Origin of the sequence: Rhodovulum kholense, assembly GCF_003053725.1 — a bacterium.
GTDB classification, from domain to species: domain Bacteria; phylum Pseudomonadota; class Alphaproteobacteria; order Rhodobacterales; family Rhodobacteraceae; genus Rhodovulum; species Rhodovulum kholense.
Map to the genome: position 1 here is coordinate 39,040 of NZ_QAYC01000013.1, position 24,656 is coordinate 63,695.

At 68.6% G+C, this 24,656-nt stretch carries 19 protein-coding genes; 8 read left to right on the top strand and 11 right to left on the bottom strand.

Annotated features, from left to right (window positions below):
* Positions 1 to 238: 238 nt before the first annotated feature.
* On the bottom strand, positions 239 to 3,937 hold the full coding sequence (locus C8N38_RS15630; RefSeq protein WP_108028090.1) for a M10 family metallopeptidase C-terminal domain-containing protein: 3,699 nt from the start codon (positions 3,935 to 3,937) through the stop codon (positions 239 to 241).
* Between the two features lie 571 nt (positions 3,938 to 4,508).
* On the opposite strand from C8N38_RS15630, the gene C8N38_RS15635 reads away from it, so the two are divergent.
* The 3 genes from C8N38_RS15635 (at position 4,509) to C8N38_RS15645 (ending at position 7,684) form a co-directional block, all read left to right on the top strand.
* Positions 4,509 to 5,480 carry an ABC transporter substrate-binding protein gene (locus C8N38_RS15635; protein WP_108028091.1) on the top strand — a complete coding sequence of 324 codons (972 nt, stop codon included), beginning with the start codon at positions 4,509 to 4,511 and terminating at the stop codon, positions 5,478 to 5,480.
* A 97-nt stretch (positions 5,481 to 5,577) separates the two neighbouring features.
* Entirely contained in the window at positions 5,578 to 6,612 is a 1,035-nt protein-coding gene (locus C8N38_RS15640) for an ABC transporter permease (RefSeq protein WP_108028092.1), read from the top strand.
* Positions 6,613 to 6,622: 10 nt separating this feature from the next.
* Positions 6,623 to 7,684 (top strand): quaternary amine ABC transporter ATP-binding protein, encoded by a 1,062-nt coding sequence (locus C8N38_RS15645; RefSeq protein WP_108028093.1) that lies wholly within the window; start codon positions 6,623 to 6,625, stop codon positions 7,682 to 7,684.
* A gap of 47 nt (positions 7,685 to 7,731) precedes the next feature.
* Here the strand turns inward: C8N38_RS15645 and C8N38_RS15650 are convergent, their stop codons facing one another.
* The 10 genes from C8N38_RS15650 to C8N38_RS15695 form a co-directional block, all read right to left on the bottom strand.
* Entirely contained in the window at positions 7,732 to 9,369 is a 1,638-nt protein-coding gene (locus tag C8N38_RS15650) for a DUF4139 domain-containing protein (protein ID WP_108028094.1), read from the bottom strand.
* A 375-nt stretch (positions 9,370 to 9,744) separates the two neighbouring features.
* Positions 9,745 to 10,767 (bottom strand): aspartate-semialdehyde dehydrogenase, encoded by a 1,023-nt coding sequence (locus tag C8N38_RS15655; RefSeq protein ID WP_108028095.1) that lies wholly within the window; start codon positions 10,765 to 10,767, stop codon positions 9,745 to 9,747.
* A 76-nt stretch (positions 10,768 to 10,843) separates the two neighbouring features.
* Positions 10,844 to 11,971, bottom strand: a complete 1,128-nt coding sequence (locus tag C8N38_RS15660) for a capsular polysaccharide export protein, LipB/KpsS family (protein WP_108028166.1) — start codon at positions 11,969 to 11,971, stop codon at positions 10,844 to 10,846.
* 131 nt (positions 11,972 to 12,102) lie between these two features.
* Positions 12,103 to 12,408: a hypothetical protein gene (locus C8N38_RS15665; RefSeq protein WP_146176295.1), complete on the bottom strand. Its 306-nt coding sequence runs from the start codon at positions 12,406 to 12,408 to the stop codon at positions 12,103 to 12,105.
* A gap of 285 nt (positions 12,409 to 12,693) precedes the next feature.
* Positions 12,694 to 13,590, bottom strand: coding sequence for a glycoside hydrolase family 26 protein (locus C8N38_RS15670; RefSeq protein ID WP_108028097.1), 897 nt, complete (start codon positions 13,588 to 13,590; stop codon positions 12,694 to 12,696).
* 12 nt (positions 13,591 to 13,602) lie between these two features.
* Complete coding sequence (locus C8N38_RS15675) at positions 13,603 to 15,456, bottom strand: glycosyltransferase family 2 protein (RefSeq protein WP_108028098.1); 1,854 nt, start codon at positions 15,454 to 15,456, stop codon at positions 13,603 to 13,605.
* Positions 15,440 to 16,441 carry a UDP-glucose 4-epimerase GalE gene (gene galE / locus C8N38_RS15680; protein ID WP_108028099.1) on the bottom strand — a complete coding sequence of 334 codons (1,002 nt, stop codon included), beginning with the start codon at positions 16,439 to 16,441 and terminating at the stop codon, positions 15,440 to 15,442. Before galE ends, C8N38_RS15675 begins: the two co-directional genes overlap by 17 nt.
* A 6-nt stretch (positions 16,442 to 16,447) precedes the next feature.
* Positions 16,448 to 17,413 carry a UDP-glucuronic acid decarboxylase family protein gene (locus C8N38_RS15685; protein ID WP_108028100.1) on the bottom strand — a complete coding sequence of 322 codons (966 nt, stop codon included), beginning with the start codon at positions 17,411 to 17,413 and terminating at the stop codon, positions 16,448 to 16,450.
* 551 nt (positions 17,414 to 17,964) lie between these two features.
* Positions 17,965 to 19,407 (bottom strand): ferredoxin reductase family protein, encoded by a 1,443-nt coding sequence (locus C8N38_RS15690; protein WP_108028101.1) that lies wholly within the window; start codon positions 19,405 to 19,407, stop codon positions 17,965 to 17,967.
* Positions 19,408 to 19,521: 114 nt separating this feature from the next.
* Positions 19,522 to 20,235: a GntR family transcriptional regulator gene (locus tag C8N38_RS15695; protein ID WP_108028102.1), complete on the bottom strand. Its 714-nt coding sequence runs from the start codon at positions 20,233 to 20,235 to the stop codon at positions 19,522 to 19,524.
* 128 nt (positions 20,236 to 20,363) lie between these two features.
* On the opposite strand from C8N38_RS15695, the gene uxaC reads away from it, so the two are divergent.
* The 5 genes from uxaC (at position 20,364) to C8N38_RS15720 (ending at position 24,647) form a co-directional block, all read left to right on the top strand.
* A complete protein-coding gene (gene uxaC, locus C8N38_RS15700; RefSeq protein WP_108028103.1) occupies positions 20,364 to 21,770 on the top strand; it encodes a glucuronate isomerase in 1,407 nt (468 codons plus the stop codon).
* Positions 21,771 to 21,792: 22 nt separating this feature from the next.
* The gene (gene dctP / locus C8N38_RS15705; RefSeq protein ID WP_108028104.1) at positions 21,793 to 22,413 is read left to right on the top strand and encodes a TRAP transporter substrate-binding protein DctP; all 621 of its coding nucleotides are present in this window, start codon (positions 21,793 to 21,795) and stop codon (positions 22,411 to 22,413) included.
* 64 nt (positions 22,414 to 22,477) lie between these two features.
* Positions 22,478 to 23,047, top strand: a complete 570-nt coding sequence (locus tag C8N38_RS15710) for a TRAP transporter small permease (RefSeq protein ID WP_245895773.1) — start codon at positions 22,478 to 22,480, stop codon at positions 23,045 to 23,047.
* A gap of 3 nt (positions 23,048 to 23,050) precedes the next feature.
* Positions 23,051 to 24,331 carry a TRAP transporter large permease gene (locus C8N38_RS15715; RefSeq protein ID WP_108028106.1) on the top strand — a complete coding sequence of 427 codons (1,281 nt, stop codon included), beginning with the start codon at positions 23,051 to 23,053 and terminating at the stop codon, positions 24,329 to 24,331.
* 10 nt (positions 24,332 to 24,341) lie between these two features.
* Positions 24,342 to 24,647, top strand: coding sequence for a cupin domain-containing protein (locus tag C8N38_RS15720; RefSeq protein ID WP_108028107.1), 306 nt, complete (start codon positions 24,342 to 24,344; stop codon positions 24,645 to 24,647).
* The last annotated feature ends 9 nt before the right edge of the window (positions 24,648 to 24,656 follow it).

The window sequence follows — 24,656 nt, forward strand, 5'->3', positions numbered from 1 at the left end:
CGTTCCGCACGGCGTACAGGATCGGTGCGCCCTGCAAGTCCATTAAATAACAAATTCTTGCACGCCGCTTCCCGCCCCCGGGAAGGGCGTGCCCCTCGGCCAGGAGAATGTGAAGGCGGGCACGAACGTTGCGGCACTACGGCGGCGGAAGTGCCCCCGCAAGGACACCCGGCGGCGAAACGGCAAGACGGAGCGGCCCTGAGCCGCCCCGCCGCCAGTTCCGCGCCCTTGTGGTGGATCAGATCAGGAAGTCGCTGTCGCTGAGTTCGCCGATATCGACCCGCGCCAGGTGGATGTCGACCGTCGCGAAGTCGAGCAGCACATCACGGCCGCTCTGGGTCATGTGAGCCGTCACATCGGCCCAGCTCGACAGGCCCGAGACGGCCGTCAGGTCGATCCGGTCGAGCCCGGCCTGGAAGTCCATCACCAGATCGACGCCGTCGCCATCGGCAAAGACGAAAAGATCGGCATCGGCGCCGCCGGTCAGCCGGTCGTTGCCCGCCCCGCCCAGAATGGTATCCGCCCCGGCGCCGCCGGCCAGAAGGTCATCCCCTGCATCGCCAGACAGGCTGTCGGCGCCGCGCCCGCCATAGATCCGGTCTCTGCCCGCCCCGCCCGAAACGGTGTCGCCGTCGCCAGCCAGATCCCGGCTGCCGTTGAAGCTGTCATCGCCGTCGCCGAGGCTTACAAGGTCGCGGCCGCCCGTGTCACCTACCCGGTCGTTGCCCGTACCGCCATCGACGCTGTCATTGCCCGCCCCAAGCTGGATCGAGTCATTCCCCTCGCCGCCCGAGACGGTATCACCCTCACTGCGGCTGTCGCCGGTCGCGGTATAGCGGTCATTGCCCGCGCCCAGATCGACCAGATCGTTGCCGCCGCTGTCGGTGACGCTGTCATTGCCTGCGCCACCGGTCAGCGTGTCGTTGCCGAGGCCGCCCGACAAGAGACCGCCCGCATCGCTGGCCTGAAGCAGATCGTCGCCCGCCTCGCCGTACAGCGCGTCGCGGCCGCCAAGGCTGATCAGCCGGTCATCGCCCGCCCCGCCATAGACCCGGTCGATCCCGGCATCGGCGCTGTCGGTGAAAGTGTCGTTGCCGTCGTCCAGCCGGATCTGGTCGTTGCCCGCCCCGCCCAGCACGGTGTCGTCGCCCGCGCCGCCGGTGATCGTGTCATTGTCGGCGCCGCCGTCGATCAGATCGGCCTCGGCCCCGCCCAGGATCACATCGCGCCCGGCCTCGCCGTAAAAGCTGTTCGACCCGGCCGTGCCGAAGATCCGGTCGTCGCCGGTGCCACCGCGCACCGTGTCGCCGCCCGCGGCACCTGTCTCGGCGGTGTCGACGAAAATATCGGCGCCCTCGCCCAGATCGACGGTGTCGCGCCCGGCCCCGGCATCGACCCGGTCGTTGCCCGCGCCCGCCGCGATGTCATCGGCCATGGCGCTGCCGTTCAGCACATCCGCGCCAGCGGTGCCCGTGATCGTGCCCGACGTGGCAAAGCCGTCATTGTCCGAGCCCGCAAAGCGGAAGGACGACGCCCCGAGCGTCGCCAGAGCGGTCCCGCGCAGCAGGAGCGTCCCTTCCGAGGTTGTCAGCAGCGTGCCCGTTCGCAATTGCGTGGCGCCGCTCATCAGGGTGCTCCAGTCCGCGATCGCGCCAACCGCACTGAGGTCGATCACATCGCCCGCGCGAAGGTCCACGATCGTGTCGGTGCCGAAGCCCGCGCCCAGCACGAAGACGTCGTTGCCGCCGCCACCGGTCATCGTGTCGTTGCCCGCACCGCCTGCCAGCGTATCGGCGCCGCCACCGCCCGACAGCAGGTCATTGCCCGCATCGCCCGACAGGCTGTCATTGCCGTTGCTGCCGATGATCCGGTCGTTTCCGTCTCCGCCGCTGACCGTGTCGCCCATCGCCGCGGTGTCGCCGGTGGCCGAATAGCGGTCGTTGCCCACGCCCAGATCGACGTTGTCCTTGCCGCCGGTATCGGAGATGCTGTCATCGCCCGCGCCGCCCGACAGGCTGTCATCGCCCTTGCCGCCCTGCAGCGCATCGTTGCCAGCGCCGCCGGTGACGGTGTCGTTGCCGGCGCCCGCGCTCACCCGGTCGTTCCCGGCGCCGCCGTCGATCAGGTCGTTGCCATTGCTGGTGGTGATGGTGTCGTTGCCGTCGCCGCCGCTGACGGTGTCGGCCATGCCTGGGCTGTCGCCGCGGCCCAGATAGCGGTCATTCCCCGCCCCCAGATCGACCAGATCGGCGCCGCCATCGTCGGTCACATTGTCCATCCCGGCGCCGCCGGTGATGGTGTCGTTGCCGGTTCCACCCGACAGCACGCTGCCCGCATTGCTGGCGGTCAGCACGTCGTCGCCGGCCTCGCCATAGAACAGGTCGCGCCCGCCCTGCGACACCAGCCGGTCGTTGCCCGCCCCGCCATAGACCCGGTCGACACCGATATCTGTGCCGTCGACGAAGACGTCGTCGCCAGCCTCGAGATAGACGATGTCGTTGCCGAGCCCGCCGGTCACCGTGTCATTGCCCGAATTCGCCCGGATGGTGTCCGCCCCGGCAAGCCCGTCGATCAGATCGTCGCCGGTCGTGCCCTGGATCGCGTCCCTCGCCTCGGTGCCCGAGATCTGGGTTGCCGAACTGACGCCCGAGCCACCGCTGCCCGACCCGCTTCCGCCCGACCCGCTGCCCGATCCACCGCCCGATCCGTCCGACAGCAGGAAGTTGGCGACGCTCAGCGCGCCGAGCGTGATCCCCTGCAACAGTACGCTGCCTTCGGTCGTGGCGATGGTGACGCCCGAGGCCGACTGCGCCATCAGCGCCACCAGATCCGCCCAGCTGGCCGCGCCCGGGATGGTGGTAAAGTCGATCCGGTCGACCGACGCGAAATCGGTGATCCGGTCATCTCCGAACCCGGCGAAGAAGCGGAACAGATCCGCCCCGGCCCCGCCGGTCATGATGTCGTTTCCGGCGCCGCCGGTCAGCACGTCGTCGCCCGCCCCCCCATCGAGCGTGTCGTTGCCCGCCCCGGCGGAAATCGTGTTGGCCGCGCCGTTTCCGGTCACCCGGTCGGCCCCGGCGCCGGTCGTGACATTCTCGATCACCGTGCCCGCGGCGATCATCATGTTGCCGGTCCAGCCCAGAGCGTCCGAGACGCTGCCGGCGGTCAGGTCGATCCGGTTGCCCGCCGCCCAATGCGAGAAATCGACCAGATCGGTGCCGCCGCTGTCGGACAGCACGAAGGTCACCGGCTGGATCCCGGTCCGGCCGAGCGTGTCAAGCGCGCCGCCCGCGGTCGAGTTGCGGCCGTAGACGGTATCGCCCGCATGGACCGCGGCCGGGGCGCCGTACAGCGTCTGAACCGCGAGGGCATCGGCGATCATCGGGGTCAGGGTGAAGGCGGTGGTGGCAGCGACCGAAGTGTTTTCGCCCTGCGAGAAATAGGACATGACGCTGGTCTGCCAGCTGTCATTGGCATAAAGCGCATCGCGCGAATAGCTGGCCGAGCCGTTGAAATTGCCGGTATGGCCCAGCCCCAGCGCGTGCCCGATCTCGTGCAGATAGGTCTGATAGCTGTAGCTGTCGATCCCGGTCCCGTAGGTGGTGACCCAGCTTCGGGCGATGTTCACGGTGACGCTGCTGATCGCGTTGCCCGAGACATAGGCCTGGGCATAGGCGCCCGAGCTGTTGTTGACGAAGGACATCTGCGCGCCCGAGGAAACCTCGGTGAAGCCGATATTCGCGGCCTCGCTCCAGGCGTCCAGCGCGGTGCGGGCCAGCGCCCGCTCGGACGCGTTCAGGCTCGACCCGAAGGAATAGGTGACGGTGTGATCGGACCCCGAGAACTGCCAGGACCGCGCGGGCTGGCCGGTCGCGGACCAGTAGCCGGTCAGAAGCTGGTTGGCGATCTGCTGGGTCGAATAGATCGGGCGCGCCATGGACAAGTCCCTCGTTCCGGTCGGGGACGCGGCCGGTCAGGCGGCGCCGATCCGAGGTTTCTTTCAGCACGGACCCGGCGGCGCGCGCTTGCCGTTGCGGCATGCAAAGGAAAAGGGGGCGAAATAAGGAGCCGGTAAGAAATCTCTGGCCCAAGCCGGGCGAATCCGCGGCAAACCGACGCGCGCCGCGGCGCAAGGCATCCTCGGGCCGAAGCGGCCTTGCCGCGCACCGGCCCCGGAAAACAGCCGAAACGGCATCAATATCAGCGGCATAGGCCCTCCCCAAGCCGAACATCGACAAGCCTGAAAACGACCATCCATGTCGTAAAATGGCATTCCCCGGTTGGCAGGCACGGTGTTTTCACCTAAACCCGGCCCCGGTTGCGATGCTTGGTTTTCAGATACATGCCGAATTGCGGGGCGTTTCCCCCCGCCTTTCGGCCGCGGCCCGACGCCGCGCAAGGCCGTTTGCGGCCTGCCCGCTGCTCATCGCGACCCTGCCGCCCCGGCCTCCGACCCGTCCTGCCGGGCGGCGGAAATTGTCTTTTCACCTTTCAAGACGGAGCATCCGATGAAACGAGCAACAGCCCTTGGCGCCCTTCTGGCCGGACTGACCCTGCCCGCAGTGGCGCAGGCCGAGTGCGGCGAGGTGTCGATCGCCGAGATGAACTGGGCTTCGGCCTCGGTCGTGACCAATGTCGAGAAATTCCTGATGGAGCAGGGCTATGGCTGCACGGTCAAGGTCGTGCCCTCGGACACCGTGCCTGCGGTGACCTCGATCGCCGAGAACGGCGAGCCCGACACCGTGTCGGAAATGTGGGTCAACTCGACCGGCGAGGTCTATTCCAAGCTCAAGGACCAGGGCAAGATCGAGGAACTGGGCAAGGTGCTTGATCCCGGTGGGGTCGAGGGCTGGTGGATCCCCGACTATCTGGCCGAGGAGCATCCCGAACTGACCACCATCGAGGGCGTCCTGGCCCATCCCGACTGGGTCGGCGGTACCTTCAACAACTGCCCCGACGGCTGGGGCTGCCGGGTCGTGAACGACAACCTGATCCCGGCCTTCGACCTTGAAGGCCATGGCATCGAGGTCTTCAACCACGGCTCGGGCGAGACGCTGGCCACCTCGATGGCGTCGGCCTACGAGAAGAAGGAGCCCTGGTTCGGCTATTACTGGGCGCCGACCGCGGTGCTGGGCAAGTACAACATGGTGTCGGTCGATCTCGGCCCCTATGACGAGGCCGCCCACGAGGCCAACCAGACCCCCGACAATCCCGACCCGAAACCCTCGGCCTTCCCGGCCGCACCGGTTCTGACCGTCGTCACTACCGATTTCGCCGACCGCGAACCCGAGGTCGCCGAGATGCTGCGGAAGGTCAGCTTCGACGTCGACGACATGAGCGCGGTCATCGCCTGGATGGACGAGAACAACGCCTCGCCCGAGGAAGGCGCGGTCCATTATCTGACCGAGCACAAGGATGTCTGGTCGGCCTGGCTCGACGACGCGGCACGCGAAAAGCTGGCGGCTCTGCTGAACCAGTAAACGCGACACGCGGATTTCGGACGGGCCTGTCCCCGGCAGGCCCGTCCTTTCCGTTCCCGAGGGGCCGGACCGCCCCCTCTCAAGGAGACCCGAACAGATGGCAAGCTACGATTTTCTCTTCGACGGGCTGGGCCTGCGCGCCTGGTGCGACGGCGGCGCCTCGGCGGCCCCGATGTCGATGGCCGACCTCCTGGGCCAGGCCCGCGGGGCGGCGGCGCCAGCCCCCTCGCTCTGGGACTTTCCCTTTCCCTCGATGAATGCGCTCAACCGCGCCTGCCCGGCCTTTCCGCAGGCGCGCGAGCTGACCAAGGGGCTGGAAGACGGCTTCCTGTCGATCAAGGACGGGCTCAGCATCGTGCTCGACCCGCTGACCCAGCCACTGAGCTGGGCGCTGGAAGGCGCGCTGTGGCTGTTCCAGACCTCGCCCTGGTGGATCATGATCCCGCTGATCCTCTTGGTCGTGCGCCTGGTCACGCGGTCCTGGGGGCTGGTGGCCTTCGTCGCCGCCTGTATCGGCTTTCTGGCCTTCATCAACCATTACGACTACGCGATGCAGACGCTGGCGATCATCTTCGTCTGCGCCTTCATCTGCGTGCTTCTGGGGGTGCCCATCGGCATCGCCATGTCGCGAAGCGACACGTTCCAGCGGATCGCCATTCCGATCCTCGACATGCTGCAGACGCTGCCACCCTTCGTCTACCTGATCCCGCTGATCTTCCTGTTCTCGGTGACCGAGCCCAAGCTCTATGGCATCGCGGTGATCGTCTACGCCATCGTGCCGGTGGTCCGGCTGACCAATCTGGGCATCCGGCTGGTCGACAAGGAGGTGATCGAGGCCGCCGACGCCTTCGGCATGACCCGCCGCCAGAAGCTTTGGGGGGTGCAGATCCCGCTGGCGCTGCCCAACATCATGGCGGGCGTCAACCAGACCATCATGATGAGCCTCGCGATGGTCGTGATCGCCTCGATGGTCTCGGCGCCGGGTCTGGGCGTTCTGGTTCTGCGCGGCATCCGCAATCTCGAACTGGGCGTCGGCCTCGTCTCGGGGCTGGGGATCGTGCTTCTGGCGGTGATCCTCGACCGGGTCACCAAGGCGGCACTGGCCCGCGTGAACGCGGCACAAAGACAGTGAGGGGCCCCAGATGAGCGACGATGTGAAAATCTCGATCCGGAACCTCTACAAGATCTTCGGCGCCGACCCGCAATCGGTCCTGCCGCTGGCACGGTCGGGGATGGACAAGGCCGAGCTGCTGGAAACCCACCGCCATGTGCTGGGCCTGCGCGACATCAATGTCGACATGAAGGCCGGGCAGATGACGGTCATCATGGGTCTGTCGGGATCGGGCAAATCGACCCTGATCCGGCATATCAACCGGCTGATCGACCCCACCTCGGGCGAGGTCGTCGTCAATGGCGAGGACGTGCTGGCCTATAACGACGCCCAGCTGCGCGAGCTGCGCCGGGTGAACATGTCGATGGTGTTCCAGAAATTCGCCCTGCTGCCGCACCGCACCGTGCTGGAGAACGCGGGCACGCCGCTCGAGGTCCGGGGCGTGCCGCGCGAGCAATGGGAGGACGAGGCACGCAAGTGGCTCGACCGCGTGGGGCTGGAAGGTCAGGGCAACCAGTTCCCGCATCAGCTGTCGGGCGGCATGCAGCAGCGGGTGGGCATCGCGCGCGCCCTGACCTCGAACGCCGATATCATGCTGATGGACGAGGCGTTTTCGGCGCTCGACCCGCTGATCCGCACCGACATGCAGGATCTGCTGCTGGAACTGCAGGCCGAACTGCACAAGACCGTGGTCTTCATCACCCACGATCTGGACGAGGCGCTGAAGCTTGCCGATCATCTGGTGATCCTGAAGGACGGCGAGATCGTGCAGCAGGGCGAGCCGCAGCACATCCTGATGCAGCCGAACGACCCTTACATCGTCGACTTCATCTCGGACATCAACCGCGCCCGGGTGCTGCGGGTTCGGTCGGTGATGACCCGGACCGAGGCGGCGCCCGAGGGTATCGCGGGCGATGTCGAGGCCGATGCCAATCTGGAATCCGTCATCGCGCTCTCGGGCGGCGACACGTCGCTCCGCTATCGCGTGGTGCGGGACGGCCGTCAGGTCGGGCTTCTGTCGGTCAAGGATCTGGTGCGCGCGCTGGTTCCGACTGCCGCCTCGGGCGAGGGCATCCGCGCCCGGGCGGGCTGATCCCGCCGCGCCCCGCCAGCGGTCGCCCTGGCGGGGCGTGGGGCCAGCTAGTCCAGAACCTTGCCCTCGGGCCAGGTCAGGCGATGGCTCAGCGCCACCTCGCGCGTGGCGCCCGGCGCAAGATCGAAGCGCCATTCCAGCAGCCCGCGCCGGCCCTCGACATCGGTCCCGCTCGGCGACGGATCGGCCTGCCAGACGATCTTCAGATCCTCCTGTTCCGAATAGGGCACCCGGTCCAGCAGCCGCACCGGCCAGCTTTCGGCCGTCAGGTTCTCGACCTCGATCCTGACCGCCTCGGACTGTTCGTTGCTCCGCTTCAGGACCCCCCGGTCGCCCTCGTTGCGATCCAGCACGGTGCGGGTCAGCCGCAGCCCGTCGATGGGGCCGAAAGGCAGGTCGGCCTTGCCCCCCGCCGGGATCAGCCCGATCGCCTGCTGGCCGACGAAGCGGCCGTCGAGATAGGCCATCGCCTCCGAACTCGGCAGCAGGATCTCGCCCGTCTCGTTGACGAACGAGGCCACCAGATAGGCACTGTCGTCGAATTCGGGCACCGCCTCGGCCGCAAGCTCGACCGGCATCCCGAGATCGCCCAACGACAGGCGCAGGTTGTCGGCCCCGGTCGCGATGTCGACGGCGGCGGGATAGTCATAGCTGACCGCAAGCCCGTCGAACTCCGCGACCGCGATCACCGGCGCGGCCCCGGCGGGGGCTGCGTCCATTTCGGCCATCTGGGGCGCGGCGAGGACCGCGCGCGACCGGACCGCCAGATCCGAGGCCTCGAAGGCCGCCACCGGGTCCGAGATCCGGCGCAAAAGCGGCCAGAGATCGCTCGGGGCCGTCTGGCCGCCGGGCCGCGCGGTCGACAGGCTCAGCGCGACCTGAGACCAGGTCTCGCCGGTCTCCTGCGCCACCAGCGCGCCGCGCTCGACGGTCAGCCTGCGGGCCGCGCGGTCCAGCCGAAGATCGTAGACCGGCCGCCAGCGGGCAGCCTCGACCGTATAGCTGACCGTCACCTCGCCTTCGGCCGGTGCGCCCTCGGGGCCGGTCACGGTGATCGCCAGCATCGCGCGCGCGGCATCCTCGGGCACCAGCGCCGCCAGCGCCTGCTCGGCCTCGGCCAGCGCCTCGCGCAGCGGCGTCAGCCCGCGTTCGGCGGCGTCTGCACGGCCCCGGGCGGCGATGGCGTCGGCCAAAGCCCCTTCGGTCTCTGTCCCGATCATCCGGGCGAGCACGCGCAGATCCTCGACGGTCATCGCCGCCTCGCCCTGACCGAGCCGCCCGAGGAAGGCCGCGCGCGCCTCGGCCCCCTGCGCCTCGGCCCGGGTCCGGGCGATCTCGGCCTCGGCCGCCTCAAGCGCCTGGCGGCGGCGTTCGACCTCGGCCTCGGCGGCCTCGATCTGGGGCGACTTGCCCGTGCCGCGCGGCAGGACGAAATCGCGCCGCGCCGAAACGCTGCCAAGGCTCGCGCCCTCGACCGCGACCCGGACCGAGCCCAGCGGCGTGGTCGCGGGCAGGTCGGCCAGAATCAGACGGTGGGTTCCGGCCGGAAGATCGAAGGCCGCGCTCCGCGTCACCGCCGCGCCATCGGGAAACAGTGTCACCGCGCTGACCCGGCTGGGGATCAGCAGGTCGTCGGCCCAGACCGGTAGGGGGGTCAGGATCAGGCAAAGGGCAAAGGCTCGCATCGTATCGCTCCGAAGACGGCGGGTCTGGCGCAAGACTGCGGCAAGGGTCGGCGGGCTGCAAGCGGTACGCGAAGACCGGCAAGGCGTCGCGCGCGGCGAGAGCGAGGCGGGGGGATTGGGCGGGGCCTGCGTCCCCTGGCGGCGCATCGCCGGGGGCGCAGGATGGTTCGGGATGGGGGGTGTCGGAAAGGGGCGCGACTGACGCGCCGGACCATTACCTGGCCCCCCGGAGCGCCACCTTGCCGGGGCTGGTGCCCCGGGCCGCCACCTTGCCGGGGCTGGCGCCCCGGGCCGCTGCCTTGCCGGGGCTCCGCCCGTTCGCGGCTCAAACGCTCCACTGGAGCGTTTGCCGGGGCTGGCGCCCCGGAGCGCCGCTCACCCCTTCTTCAGCACGCGCTGGCCGAGCAGTTCGGCGATCTGCACCGCGTTCAGCGCGGCGCCCTTGCGCAGGTTGTCCGAGACGCACCAGATGTTCAGCCCGTTCTCGATGGTCGAGTCCTGCCGGATCCGGCTGATATAGGTCGCGAATTCGCCCACGCATTCAACCGGGGTCACGTAGCCGCCGGCCTCGCGCTTGTCGACGACCATGATCCCCGGCGCCTCGCGCAGGATGTCGCGCGCCTCGTCCTCGTCGAGAAACTCCTCGAATTCGATGTTGATCGCCTCGGAATGGCCGACGAAGACCGGCACCCGCACGCAGGTCGCGGTGACCTTGATCGACGGGTCGACGATCTTCTTGGTCTCGGCGACCATCTTCCATTCTTCTTTGGTGGACCCGTCATCGAGGAAGACGTCGATATGCGGGATCACGTTGAAGGCGATCTGCTTGGGGTAGACCGACGGCGCCACTTCCTGACCCGGCACATACATGCCCTTGGTCTGGTCCCAAAGCTCGTCCATCGCCTCCTTGCCCGAGCCCGACACCGACTGGTAGGTCGAGACGACAACGCGCTTGATCTTCGCGCGGTCGTGCAGGGGCTTCAGCGCCACCACCATCTGCGCGGTCGAGCAGTTGGGGTTGGCGATGATGTTCCGCTTGGCATAGCCCATGATCGCATCGGCATTCACCTCGGGCACGATCAGCGGGATGTCCGGGTCGTAGCGGTAAAGCGAGCTGTTGTCGATCACCACACAGCCGGCCTTGGCAGCCTTGGGGGCATATTCCTTGGTCGCATCCGAGCCGATGGCGAACAGCGCCATGTCCCAGCCGGTGAAATCGAAATGTTCCAGATCCTGGGTCTTGACGGTCTTGTCGCCAAAGCTGCATTCGGTGCCGAGCGAGCGGCGCGACGCAAGTGCGGCGATCTCGTCCACCGGAAACTCGCGTTCGGCGAGGATGTTCAGCATTTCGCGGCCCACGTTCCCCGTGGCGCCAACGACGGCGACCTTGTAGCCCATATCTGGCTCCCTTAAGGCAAGTCGGATTTCAGTCCGGGGAGCCATACAGGAAAGCCCGCGCGGGTGAAAGGCCCGTTCAGGGACGCGCCGCCGCCAGCACCCGCGCCAGCGCCCCAGGGTCGATCCGGACGCCGTCGGGGCCCTCTTCGATCTTCGGATAATAGACCCGGTCGAGATAGGTCATGAACGCGGCCCGCAGCGCCAGGTCGAAGCCCAGATCCGCGGGCGCGCGCAGCGCTGCGGCCAGCGCGGCCTCGTCGCCGGCGGGGGTGGTCAGCCCGGGGATGGCGAAGAAGGCCTCGCCCAGGACAATCACCGGCTTGTCGTGAAAGAAGGCCTGCAGCCCCATCGACGAGTTGATGGTGATGACCCCTCCTGAGGCCGCAAGCTGGGCAAAGCTGTCGGTCGCGTTGTCGATCACCAGCCGCCCGTCCGCCCGGGCCGTCGCCTCGGCCAGAGCTCCGGCCAGCGATGTCTTGGCGGAAGGGTGCTCTTTCAACCGGATATGCCAGCCCTCGGGCAGTGCTTGCACGGTGCGTGCCAGCGCCGCGATCATGCCCTCGACCGACCGCACCCAGCCCGCGAACAGCGTGATCTGGCTGTCATTGGGCACCTGCAGGGGGCAGAACAGGAACGGCCCCGCGCCGTCCAACGCCCCGGCCCCGCCCTGCCCGACATCGGCCCGGCGCGAGGCGCGCGCGACCAGCCCCTGCCCCAGCGCGCGCCAGTCCTCGCCCTGCCGCGACGGGTCTTCCGCCGCCCAGTCGAGATAAAAGCGGGCGTCGCGTGGCAGCCCGTTCTGGGCGTTCACACCCACGGGGTCAAGCGTCACCCGGCCGGGAAACGGCGCCAGTTCGGCAAAGATCCGACCCGCCCCCGCGTCGCGGGCGCCCTCCATGAAGGCGCGGCGCGACCCGGTCAGCCCGTTCCAGCAGACCGCGATCCGGTCGGGATGGCGGGCGAAATAGCGCCGCGACCAGTTGTATTGCGCGGCGATCAGCGCCCGTTTCAGCCCCCGGCCAAGGCGGCCCTTCGGCTGGCGCTTGGCCACGGCCAGCGCCTCGGCGGTGCGGGCGCGGGTTTCGGGGAAGCCCCGAAACGATAGCCCGATCAGCGGCAGCCGGTGGCCGCCCCCGGCCGCGGCGGCGATGGCACGAAAGATCGCGTCCTTGCGGCGGGTCCAGCCGGCCAGATAGGCGATCATCGGCCGCGTCCCGGCCCAGCGCATCTGTCGGCTGTCATCGGATGCCCCCTTTGCGGTTCTCGCCCCCGGGCATAGCCCAGCTCTGGCGCGGCCGCAAAGGGGCTGCGGGACGCGCCTGGCCCCGGCGCGGGTCAGCGTGCGAAGCAGCGGGGGCGCTGGCCGAAGCCCGAGGCCGAGCAGATATGCGAGCCCTGACCGTGGCGCCGGTCCAGCGCCTGCGCGGCGGCCTTGCGTTCGGATTTGCTGGCCTGCGGCGGCTTTGGCGCCGGGTCGAGCCAGCGCATGACCGAGGCGCCGACGACGGCCTTGTTCGGCGCGAAGCCCTCGGCCGCGGCAGGCCCGGACAGGGCCGCGAGTGCGACCCCGAGCGCGACAATCGGCCCGGCCGACCTGCGGCCACACAAGGGCAGGCACACTGCTTTCTTGCGATCCGGCATGACACATTCCCCTCGCCGTCTTGCACCCACACGTCCCTTGCCGGGATAACCGTCCCGGACAGAGACGCGTGCGCGCTCCGGACGGACGGCCCCATGGCAATGACGGTCCCACGGATGCCAACGAGGCTATCCGGTAAACGGTTCCTTTCTGTGGCCATCGGGAGGCAAAGGGGAGACCCAAACGGCGCCCCCGCCGCCCCGGGGCGCGGGCGGCGCGCCGGGGCCGGGCCGGATGCGCCGGAATCCGCCGAAAACGATGCCGGAACAGGCAGTTGGAGGTCGGCCTCAGGGGGCGAGGATGCGTTCGCCGACCTTCCAGTCGGGCAGACCGAAATCGTCGGGCCAGGGATAGACCTCGACCTGGTTGAAATAGACCACGGCCACCAGATTGGGGAATTCGGGATAGATCTGGCGGACCTCCGAGGTCCATTTGGCGACATAGTCCTCGCGGCCCGAATAGCCGAGTTCGGCCACGACCACCGGCTTGTTGAACCGCTCGACCCGGGCATAGCGCGGCGCCAGGATCGACTGGAAGGACTCTTCCTCACCGAGAATGGCGGTTTCCCAGGGCTGCAGCCCGAAGACCGACAGGCCGACGATGTCGACATAGTCGTCGCCCGGGTAATAGGCGTCGAGCGCCTCATAGCCCAGCGGCGACCACATATAGGCCACTTTCGGCGCGTTCTTGCGGCAGACATCGACCATCCGGCGATAGGCGGCCTTGTAGGTCTCGGGGTCCCAGTTCGACCAGATGAACTGGCCGCTGTCGTCTTCCATCTCCTGCGCCCAGCGCACGGTGACCGGGCTTTCGAAGAGGTTCAGCACCGCGCAGATCGAGGCCATGTAGCGGTCGTAATCGCCCGAGGCGATGCCTTCCTGCAGGGTCTCGGGAGTGTTGCGTTCCGACCGGTTCCAGGTCCAGGGCTCGATCGTGGCCAGGACCGACCGGTTCCGCGCCCGGGCATAGGCGTCGGCCTCGATCAGGCTGGGCAGGAACACGTCTTCCCAGGGCAGGAATAGATGCTCGATCGACACTTCGGGATCGTCAGCGAAGGCGCCGTCCGGGTCGTAGACGCCGAAGGGCATCTCGCCCGGGGGGGCCTCGATCGGTTCGGCCGGTGCGGCAGCCGCCAGCCCGAGCGCGGCGACCAGACCGAGGGCGAATAGGGAGTCACGTCTCATCTGCGAAGGTCCTCATGGGCGCCGGAGATCCGGGTCGCGCCCGAAATCCAGCACATAGTGCAGCTTCTTGCGCCCCCCCTGCCCCGCCCCGGACACGACATACTGTGCCGAGGTGACATGAAACGGGCCAAGACCGACAGTCAGGAAATGCAGACTCTGCACCCCCCGGACCCAGACCGACCCGGCGCTCAGCCCGACCAGAAGCGCCAGCATCGCGACATGGGGCCCGAAGTCCCGCCACCGCGTCCTCAGCCGAAGCCCGTTCTCGGTCAGATGATGGACCAGGACGGCCGCAACGAGCCCGGTATAGATCGCCCCGTTGAAAAGCGACAGGAGGTAAAAGCCCGCAGCCTCCTCGACCTGGGGCAGCAGCAGAACCGGCCCCAGCCCCAGCCCGGCGATGCAAAGATAGGGCGCCAGCAGCCGGACCGGCAGCCGCGCTTCGGCCGCGGCCCCCTTCGGCGTGATCCGGAAATCGACGAAGCCGCCGAAGATCCGGTCGCGCAGCGCCATCAGGATACCCCAGGCGGCCCAGGGCCATTGCACGCAGGGAAAGAGCATGCGTTCCCAGCTGAGCACCGGCGTCCCGGCGGGGCGGTACAGCCCGTCGCGGCGCAGCATCGCCCCGATGGCGAGAAACACCGCCAGCGTCGGCAGCGCATGGCCCAGGAAGGCCGGATAGGTCACTCCGGCGAACCGCATGTCAAAGATCAGCGCCGTCGCCAGGATCAGCGTCCCGGTCGCCATGAAGGCCACCTGCGCGGGATAGATGCTTTGGGTGAAGAGAAACAGCAGCCTCAGCCGGGGCGGCAGGTCCTTCAGATAGCGCGGCGTATAGCGCAGCAGGATCGTCACGAGGCTGCGCGACCACTGGAATTCCTGGGTCAGCATGTCGGCGAAATTGGCCGGCCCCGCGCCGATGGCGATGGCGTCGATGGCATGGACCCCGCGCCAGCCCCCGGCATTCATCAGCATCGAGGTGGAATGGTCCTCGGCCAGTTCCGGCCCGAGCCCGCCGATCTGTCTCAGCGCCCGGGTCCGGACCGCATAGTGCGAGCCGATGCACAGCGGCGCCCAGCCGTTGGAATAGCCCGCCTGCAAGACCCCGTGAAACGCCGCCTCGGCGTATAGCCGGGCCCGCGCCGACCAGCTGTCGGCGGCATTCGAGGAACAGATCGAGGGCGCGCTGACATAGCCCACGCGCGGGTCGAGGAAGGGGCGCAGCATTTCGCGCAGATAGCCCGGCTGCGGCACGTGATCGGCATCGAGCTGGGCCACGATATCGTAGCGGTCATAGCCGTGGCTGTCGTAGAAGAAGGCAAGGTTGCCCTCCTTGCAGCGGGTGCGGCGCGGCCAGTCGGGGCGGTGATAGTCGGCCCGGCCCTTTCGGGTCGAGACCTGCACGCCATGCGCCGCGCACCAGGCCAGCGTCTCGGGCGCGGGGTCCTCGTCGGCCAGCCAGGTGTCGTGCGGCCAGTCCTGGGCCAGCATCGCGCTCAGCGTCTCGCGCAGGATCTCGAAGGGTTCCGAGGGGCTTTTCGTCACCACCATGGCGACGCGGGCGCCCGCTAGCCCGGCCAGATCGCCCACGGGCCGCCGGGCCTGCAGCAGGAAGGCCAGGAAATAGGCCTGCAGGAAGGTCAGCCAGCCCAGAAGCCCCGAGCAGATCGCAAAGCGGAGGCCGCCGATATTATGCGCGGGCTGCAGCCACCAGGACCAGAAGAAGACGGCGGCGCCCAGCCAGGCCAGCGCCGCCAGCCCATAGCGCCAGCGCTGGCCGCGGGTGAAGAGCGACACCAGAAACGGCCCGCCCGGATCGGCCCCGGGCGGCAGCCCCGCCAGTCCCGCGTCAGGCCATCCCGGCATCGGTCACGTCCAGTCCCAGGGCCAGCGCCGCATCGCGCAGGATGCCGTCGAGATCGCGATGCCGGGCCTCGAAGCCCAGCGCCTCGCGTGCCCGGGACGGATCGGCCACCAGCGCGGGCGGGTCGCCCGGCCGCCGCGGCCGTTCCACGACCGGCACCGGGCGGCCGATGACCCGCTCGACCGCCGCCAGAACCTCGCGGATCGAGTGCCCGCGCCCGGTGCCCAGATTGACCTGCAGATCGGCGCCGCCGCCTTGCAGATGGCGCAACGCCAGCAGGTGTCCCTCGGCCAGATCGCTGACATGGACATAGTCGCGGATGCAGGTGCCGTCGGGCGTCGGATAATCGGTGCCGTAAAGCTCGAGCGCGGGACCGCGTCCGGCCGCCGCGAACAAGGCCAGCGGCAGCAGATGGGTTTCGGGGTCGTGACACTCTGACAGCCCGGCCGACGGGTCGGCGCCGCAGGCGTTGAAATAGCGCAGCGCGACATGGCGCAGCCCGTGGGCACGGCCGAAATCGGCCAGCATCTGCTCGCCGATCAGCTTGGTCCGGCCATAGGGGTTGATCGGGACTTGCGGCGTCGCCTCGGTGATCGGCAACGCCTCGGGCAGACCGTAGCTCGCGCAGCTTGAACTGAAGATCACGCGGTCGAGCCCGGTTTCGCGACAGGCAGAAAGCAGCCCGATCATGCCGCCGACATTGTTGTCGTAATAAAAGCCCGGATCGCGCATCGACTCGCCGACATAGGCGGCGGCGGCGAAATGGATGACCGCGACCGGCGCATGGGCGCGGATCGCCCGGATCAGCGCGGCGCGGTCGCGGGCATCGCCCTCGACCAGCGGTCCCCAACGCACCGCGTCGGCATGACCGGTGCTGAGATTGTCGAAGGCTATGGGAAGGTATCCGGCGTCGGACAGGCGCCGGCAGGTATGGCTTCCGATATAACCCGCCCCGCCGGTGACGAGAACGGGACCTGGCGTTGACACTCTGCGTCAGACTCCGGCCACGTTTTGATGCATCACCTCTGCAAAATAGGGGATGGTCCGGTCAAGCCCTTCCTCAAGCGGAACCGTCGGCCCCCAGCCCAGCACCCGCTCGGCCAGCGCGATATCGGGCCGCCTGCGGCGCGGATCGTCGCCCGGCAGCGTCCGGAACGCGACCTTCGACCGCGAGCCGGTCTTGGCCAGCACCAGCTCGGCCAGCGCCAGTACCGTGAACTCGCCGGGATTGCCCAGATTGACCGGCCCCTTCACCGTCGCGGGCGAGGCCATCAGCCGGACCAGCCCGTCGACCAGATCGTCCACATAGCAAAACGACCGGGTCTGACGGCCCGAGCCAAAGACGGTCAGCGGCGTTCCGGCCAGCGCCTGGACGATGAAGTTCGACACCACCCGCCCGTCATCGGGGCGCATCCGCGGCCCATAGGTGTTGAAAATCCGCGCCACCCGGATATCGACGCCGCGATCCTCGCGATAGAGATGAAACAGCGTCTCGGCGCCGCGCTTGCCCTCGTCATAGCAGGCGCGCGGGCCGATCATGTTGACATTGCCCCAATAGGTTTCCGACTGCGGGCTGAGCGCCGGATCGCCATAGACCTCGGAGGTCGAGGCCTGCAGGATGCGCGCGCCTTTGGCCTCGGCCAGATCCAGCAGGTTCATCGCGCCCAGCACGCTGGTGCGGAAGGTATGGATCGGATCGCGTTCGTATTGCGGCGGCGAGGCCGGACAGGCGAGGTTGTAGATTTCGTCGATCGGGCCGTCGATACCGAGCCGGTCGGTCACGTCATGCCGGATGAACCGGAAACCGCGCCGCTGCATCAGATGCGAGATGTTGTCGAGCCGGCCGGTCTGAAGGTTGTCCACGCAGATCACCTGCGCCTCGCCCTCGACCAGCCTGTCGCAGAGATGCGAGCCAAGGAACCCTGCGCCTCCGGTCACCAGAACCGTCTTGCCACTCATGACCACGCTCCACTCAAACCGGAGACACTCTCGTTACCACCGAGCTCTACGCCCCCACGATGGTGGCAATAAAGAGAATTTTCGCCTTTTCTTTGACGTCTGTTTTACCTGCCGTTTATTCGGCGTTCTCGGTCGGCAAGCAAGTCGGGATAACCGGGTGTCGGGTCGGCCGACAAGGCTTTCGAAGCACGCCCTTCGGGGCCTCGGACCACGCACCGCGCGGCCCTCGCAACAGCCCCGTCACAGGAAGCCCGTCACAAGAAGAAAGCCGCCCGTATGTCTCGCAGAAGCGAGAGGCCGGACGGCTTTTGGAAGGTGTCCACAACGCCTTGGGTGAAACTCGTGTGACGAAACGCGATTGCCCCGCCACGCGATCAACCTGAAGGCCGGACCGCCCTGCGTCAATCTGCTCCAGTTCCAGAACGCCCGATGCGGGACCTAATCCGGCCACCCGGCACACATTGCCCAAAATAGGGTCACAATCCGGGCGCCGGGGCGAAAAGGACGCCGCCCCAAGCATGGCGCGCGCCGAGACTCGGCCTTCGCCCCGGTCAGACCAGCGCGAAGGCCAGAACCGCCACACCGATGGCCGCGAAGAGCGCGGCAAACCCCGACAGCATTCGCCGGTCGCGGGCCGAGCTTTCGGCAACGGCATAGCTGAACCGCTCATAGCCGATCATCTCGGGGCGCAGTCCCAGCCGGGCAAGCGCATCGGCCGCCATGGTCATCATCGGTCCCGGACCGCAGATCAGCGCCTGGGTCGCCCCCGGATCGAGCCCGTTCAGCAGCGCCCGCAGATGCGCCTCGGTCAGCGGGCCGGGTGCAAGCCCCGGCCCCGCCCCGCGATCGACGAGCTTCAGCGGCACCACCCCCAGCTGGTCGCAGGCCGGGCGCAGCAGATCGTCGGGAACCATCGCCTCGGGGCTGCGGCAGGCATAGACCAGCCGTACCGGCCGCCCGTCGCCGCGCGCCGCCAGATCGTCCAGCACCGACAGGATCGGCGCGATCCCGACCCCGCCCGCGATCAGCAGCACCGGCCCGGCTCCCTCCGCCAGCCCGAAACTGCCATGCGGCGCATCGAGCCCGACCGGCGTGCCGGACGCAAGCCGGCCCAGCCGCCGGGTAAAATCGCCCGCTTCCTGAATGAGAAAGCGCAGGCCCGGCGTGCCCGGCGCCGAGGCAATCGAGAAGGGATGGTCGTACAGCGGCAGCCGCCGCCCGCCGAAGGACAGCCAGGCGAACTGCCCGGCCCGGAAGGCAAGCCCGCGCCCCGCGGGCGGATCGAGCCGCAGTTCCCAAAGCCGCTCGGCCACCGGGCGCAGCGAGGCGATGCGCCAGTCATCTGCGGCGGGCCGGGTCAGGCGGCGCAGGTAGACGCCCGCGGCCGGGACCAGCGCGGCCAGCGCAAAGAGGCCCCACCAGGGCAGGGTCAGGCCCGCCGGGCGCGCGTCGCTGGCGATATGCCACAGCAGCGTGCCGACCAGCGCGACCGCGCCCAGCGCGTGGCTTGCCCGCCAGATTTCATAGCGCAGCGGCAGCCGCTCGCGCAGCAGGGCCAACGCCACGATCAGCGCCAGCAGGCCCAGCGCCAGCCGCCCGTCGACCAGCCCGTCCTCGGTCGCCATCCGGAAAAGCCGCCGCGCCAGCCGGTGCGGATGGTCGGCATCGGGCGGCCCGACCAGCAGCAGTGCATGACCCAGCGCCAGCACCAGCGCCGTCGGCGCGGCCCATTTGTGGAAGGCCATGGTCACGTCGATGCCGATCCGGCCCGAGACCGCCTCGAACCGGCCGCTGGTGACCATCTGCATCAGGATCATCGCGGCCGAGGCGATCCCGGCGCCCGCGGCCAGCATCATCGACAGCCGCCGATGGTCGAGCCCGCCGGTCCAGGCCAGGGCCAGCGGCAGCAGGATCGCCGCCAGATAAAGGGCGGCAAGGGCGCGGGGCGGCAGGCCCCGGCGGCGTGAAGACGGGTTCGGACTGCGATCTGGCATGGTTCTGGCTCCGGTGCCGCGCGCCCACGGATGGCCCAAGTGAATCAGCCCGGCCGCGACGCCGCCTTGCGCCGGATCATTGTGGCGGGCCGAAGGGGGCGCGGCAGATCGTCGTCAGGGGCCGGGCGGCGCGGGCTCGTCGGCGAACCAGGCCAGGTTGTCGGCGCGGATGCGTTCGATCTGGCCCAGGATCCGGCTCAGATGCGCCCGCAGCGCGGTGCAGGCGGCCTCGGGGTCGTGCGCCTTCAGCGCCGCGACGATGCGCACATGGTCGTCCCAGGCATTCCGCGAGGCGAAGGCCAGCGACAGCATCCGCACCCGGTCCATATGGCCCTTGTTCTCGGCGATCAGGTCCCAGAAATGGCCAAGCCCCGCACGCTCGCAGATCTCGCGGTGAAAGAGGTCGTCCAGCCGGTGAAAGCGCGGCCGGTCGGCAGCGGCGATGGCCGCGTCCTGATCGGCCAGCAGCGCGTCGAGCACGTCGAAATCGGCAGGCGTCAGCGCGCTGGCCGCAACCCGCACCGTTTCGGCCTCAAGAGCGGTGCGGATCGCCCGAGCCCGCATCACCGCGCCGGTCGAGATCAGCGTCACCGTGGTCGCGCGCTGCGGCAGGATCTGCAGGAAGCCCAGCTTGGCCAGCCGGTAGAAGGCGTCGCGCACCGGCTGGCGGCTGACCCCCATCGCGCGGGCGATCTCGGCCTCGGACAGTTTCGAGCCGGGTTCGAGCTCCAGCGACAACAGCTGGCGTTGCAGTTCCGCGAAGACACTATCGGCGATCGAGGCCCGCAGGGGCAGCTCGAAACGTGGCGCGAGGATCGGTTTGGTCATCGGGATTGAGCGGCAGCCAAAAGTGATATACTAGAATATTAGTCACAGCAAAGGCCCGAGTCCACCGCGGACGCAGCGACGGGGCGGACAGCGCAAAGAAGGCCCGGACGGTTTCAGGGGGGTGCTCCATGGCGCTGCTCGACGCAGACCGGCTGTTTCCGCTCGACCCCGGCGCCCGGACGCTGGCCAGAGAGCTGCATGGCGCGGTGGCAACAGCGCCCATCGTCTCGCCCCATGGCCATACCGACCCGCGCTGGTTCGCCGAGAACGCCCCCTTCCCCGACCCGGCCCGGCTGTTCGTCACCCCCGATCACTACCTTTTCCGGATGCTGCACAGCCAGGGCGTGCCGCTCGACCGGCTGGGCGTGCCGCGCGCCGATGGCGGCCCGACCGAAACCGACGGCCGCGCGATCTGGCGGCTCTTTGCCGACCATTACCACCTGTTCCGAGGCACGCCCTCGCGGCTTTGGCTCGATCATGCTTTCCAGGAGGTCTTCGGCATAGATCAGCCGCTTGGCCCCGCCACCGCCGACGCGATCTACGACCGGATCGCCGATTGCCTCGCCCGGCCGGACTACCGGCCCCGCGCCCTGTTCGAACGGTTCGGGATCGAGGTGCTGGCCACCACCGAAGGCCCGCTTGACGATCTGCGCTGGCATGCCCGGATCCGCGACAGCGGCTGGTCCGGCCGGGTCATCACCACCTACCGTCCCGATGCCGTGACCGACCCCGATTTCGAGGGCTTCACTCAGAATATCGAGGCCTTCTGCGCCCTCGCGGGTGAAGACCCCGCCCGCTATGACGGCTATCTCGACGCCCATCGCGCCCGGCGCGCCTTTTTCCGGGGCTTCGGCGCCACCGCCACCGATCACGGCCATCCGAGTGCCGCCACCGCGGACCTGCCCAGCGCCGAGGCCGAGGCGCTTTACGGGAAGGTCCGGTCCGGCCGGGCCGATGCCGCCGAGCGCGAAGCCTTCCGCGCCCAGATGCTGACCGAAATGGCGCGGCTGTCGCTGGAGGACGGGCTGGTGATGCAGATCCATCCCGGCGCGTTCCGAAACCATTCGGCCCCGGTTCTCGCCCGCCACGGGCGCGACAAGGGCTATGACATCCCGACGCGCACCGACTACGTCCGGGCGCTGAAACCGCTTCTCGACGCGGTCGGCGAGGAACCGGGGCTGACGGTGATCCTCTTCACCCTCGACGAGACCGCCTATGCGCGCGAGCTGGCGCCGCTGGCGGGGGTCTATCCCTGCCTGCGGCTCGGCCCGCCCTGGTGGTTCCATGACAGTTTCGAAGGCATGACCCGCTTTCGCCAGAGCGCGACGGAAACCGCGGGTTTTTACAATACCGTCGGCTTCAACGACGACACCCGCGCCTTCTGTTCGATCCCGGCCCGCCATGACGTCGCGCGCCGGGTCGATGCCGCGTTCCTCGCGACGCTCGTCCGCAGCGGACGGCTGACCGGGAACGAGGCCCATGAGGTCATCCACGACCTCGCCCACCGGCTTGCCCGGAAGGCCTACCGGCTGTGACAGCCACCACAGGGAGGAGACCATGACCCAACTGAAACGCCTCGCGGCGCTGCTGGCCTCGGCAGCCCTCGCGACCGTGGCCCTGGCCCCGGCGGCCCTGGCCTGCGACCGGACCCTGCGGTCCTCGGACACCCATCCCGAGGGCTATCCGACGGTCGCGGCCGTGCAATACATGGGCAAGCTGCTGGAGGAGAGGACCGGCGGCGCGCTCGGCGCCAATGCGACGCCGATGCCCTATGGCGAGGTCTATTCCTCGATCCAGACAGGCGTGATCGACGGCGCCGAGAACAACTGGCCCTCCTATGACAGTTCGGGCCATTTCGAGGTCGCCCGGCATTACACGCTCGACCAGCACCTGATCGTGCCCGAGGTTCTGGTGATCTCGAAAAAGACCTGGGACGGGCTGTCGGCCGAAGACCAGGAGGCGGTGCGGGCGGCGGCGAAGGACTCGGTGCCGCATATGCGCGAGCTTTGGGCGGCGCGCGAAGCGGAGTCGGAGGCGAAGATGCGCGAGGCGGGCGTCGAGATCGTGACCGAGATTGACAAGACCCCGTTCATCGAAGCGATGGTGCCGGTCTACGAGAAATACGTCACCTCGGACAAGCTGAAGGACATGGTGACCCGGGTTCAGGCCACCGACTGAGCGATGCAGGCGGCGTGCGGCCCGGGTTGTGCGCCGTTCCGCGGGGGCAACCGGGGAGGAAAGAGTGCAGCGGACGATGCTATGGGTCGCGCGGGTCACCGGCGCGCTTGCCACGGCCGGGCTCTGGACGGCGGGGGCGGGGCTTGTGTTGATGACCGTCTTCATCGCCGCCCAGGTGTTCTGGCGTTACGTGCTGAACGACTCGCTGCAATGGACCGAGCCCGCGGCGGTGATGATCATGGGCTGGTTCATCTTCCTCGGCGCGGCGGTGGGCCTTCGCGAGGGCTATCACCTGTCGTTTGACGTGGTGCTTTACGTTTTGCCGGACCGGGTGCGGCCCTGGCTCCATTCGGTGTCGGACCTTGTCGTCGCGGGGTTCGGCGCGGGCATGGTGATCTTTGGCGCCGAACTGGCCGATCGGACCGCGGGCAACAAGCTGCCCGCGCTGGGCATTTCGGGCGCCTTCGACTTCCTGCCGCTGGTCGGCGGCGGCGCGTTACTGGTTCTGTTCGCGCTGGAACGGCTGGCCCGCCGCGCGGCCGGGCTGCCGACGCCCCGCTTCGGCGACGATCACGAGATCGAGCCCAGCTCGGATGCCGGGCTGTCCGCCGCACCCGGGACGGAGGCGCGCTGAGCGATGGAGCTCTGGGTTCTTTTCGGCACCTTCGTCACGCTTCTGCTGATCGGTACGCCGGTGGCCTTCTGCCTGGGCGCGGCCTCCTTCGCGACGGTGCTGTATCTGGGGCTGCCGCCCGTCGTGGTGTTCCAGCGGCTGAATTCAGGGGTCTCGGTCTATGCGCTGATGGCGATCCCGTTCTTCATCTATGCGGGCGATCTGATGGTGCGGGGCGACATCGCCCGGCGGCTGGTGGCGCTGGCAGGCGCGCTGGTCGGCCATTTCAAGGGCGGGCTCGGGCAGGTCAACATCGCGGCCTCGGTGCTGTTCGGCGGCGTCTCGGGCTCGGCCGCGGCCGATGCCTCGGCGGTGGGCGGGCTGATGGTGCCGCAGATGAAGGCGCGCGGCTATGGCACCGACTATGCGGTCAACATCACCGTGGTCTCGTCGATCATCGCGCTGATGATCCCGCCCTCGCACAACATGATCATCTATTCGATCTCGGCCGGCGGAAAGATCTCGATCGCCGATCTTTTCACCGCGGGCATCGTGCCGGGGCTCTTGCTGGCGCTGTCGCTGATGGTGGCGGCGCGCCTCGTCGCACTGCGGCGCGGCTATCCGACCGAGCCGTTCCCGGGCCTCGCCGCGCTGGGCGGGCTGCTGCTGAACGCCATTCCGGGGCTGATCCTGATCGCGATCATCTTCGGCGGCGTGCGCTCGGGCGTCTTCACCGCCTCGGAAAGCTCGAACATCGCGGTGGTCTATGCACTGGGGGTGACGCTTCTGGTCTACCGCTCGCTCGGCTTCGCCGATTTCGTCGAGGCGACCAAGGCGGCGGTGCGCACCACCGCCATGGTGCTGATGGTGATCGGCTGCGCCGCCGCCTTTGGCTGGCTTCTGGCCTTCCTGCGGGTGCCCGCGCAGCTGGTCGCGCTGCTGGCGGACCTGTCCGACAACCCGCTGGTGATCCTGCTTCTGATCAACGTCGTGCTGCTGATCCTCGGCACCTTCATGGACATGTCGCCGCTGATCGTCATCACCACGCCGATCTTCCTGCCGGTGGCGCAGGCCTTCGGGGTCGATCCGGTGCATTTCGGGGTGATCCTGATCCTCAATCTCGGGATCGGGCTTTGCACCCCGCCCGTGGGCGCCGTGCTGTTCGTCGGCTGCGCCGTCGGGCGGGTGCCGATCTGGCAGGTGATGCGCACGATCTGGCCCTTCTATCTGGCCGCACTCGCCACGCTGATCGCCGTCACCTACATCCCCGCGCTGTCGCTCTGGCTGCCCGGGCTTTTCCACTAAGGACAACCCGATGCCCTATCCCGAGACCGAACCCGACCCCGGCATCCGCCGCCGCGTGCTGGCCGAAAACCCCGAGCTGATGCTGGTCTCGTTCCGCTTTGCCCAAGGGGCCGAGGGACCTTTGCACAGCCACCCCCATGTGCAGGCGACCCATGTGCGGTCGGGCCGGTGCCGCTTTTCGGTCGCGGGCGAGAGCTTCGAGGTGGGGCCGGGCGACAGCTTCGTCATCCCCTCGGGGGCCGAACATGGCTGCCTTTGCCTCGAGGCGGGCGAGCTGATCGACAGCTTCGCCCCCCGCCGCGACGATTTTCTGTGAAAGGAGACA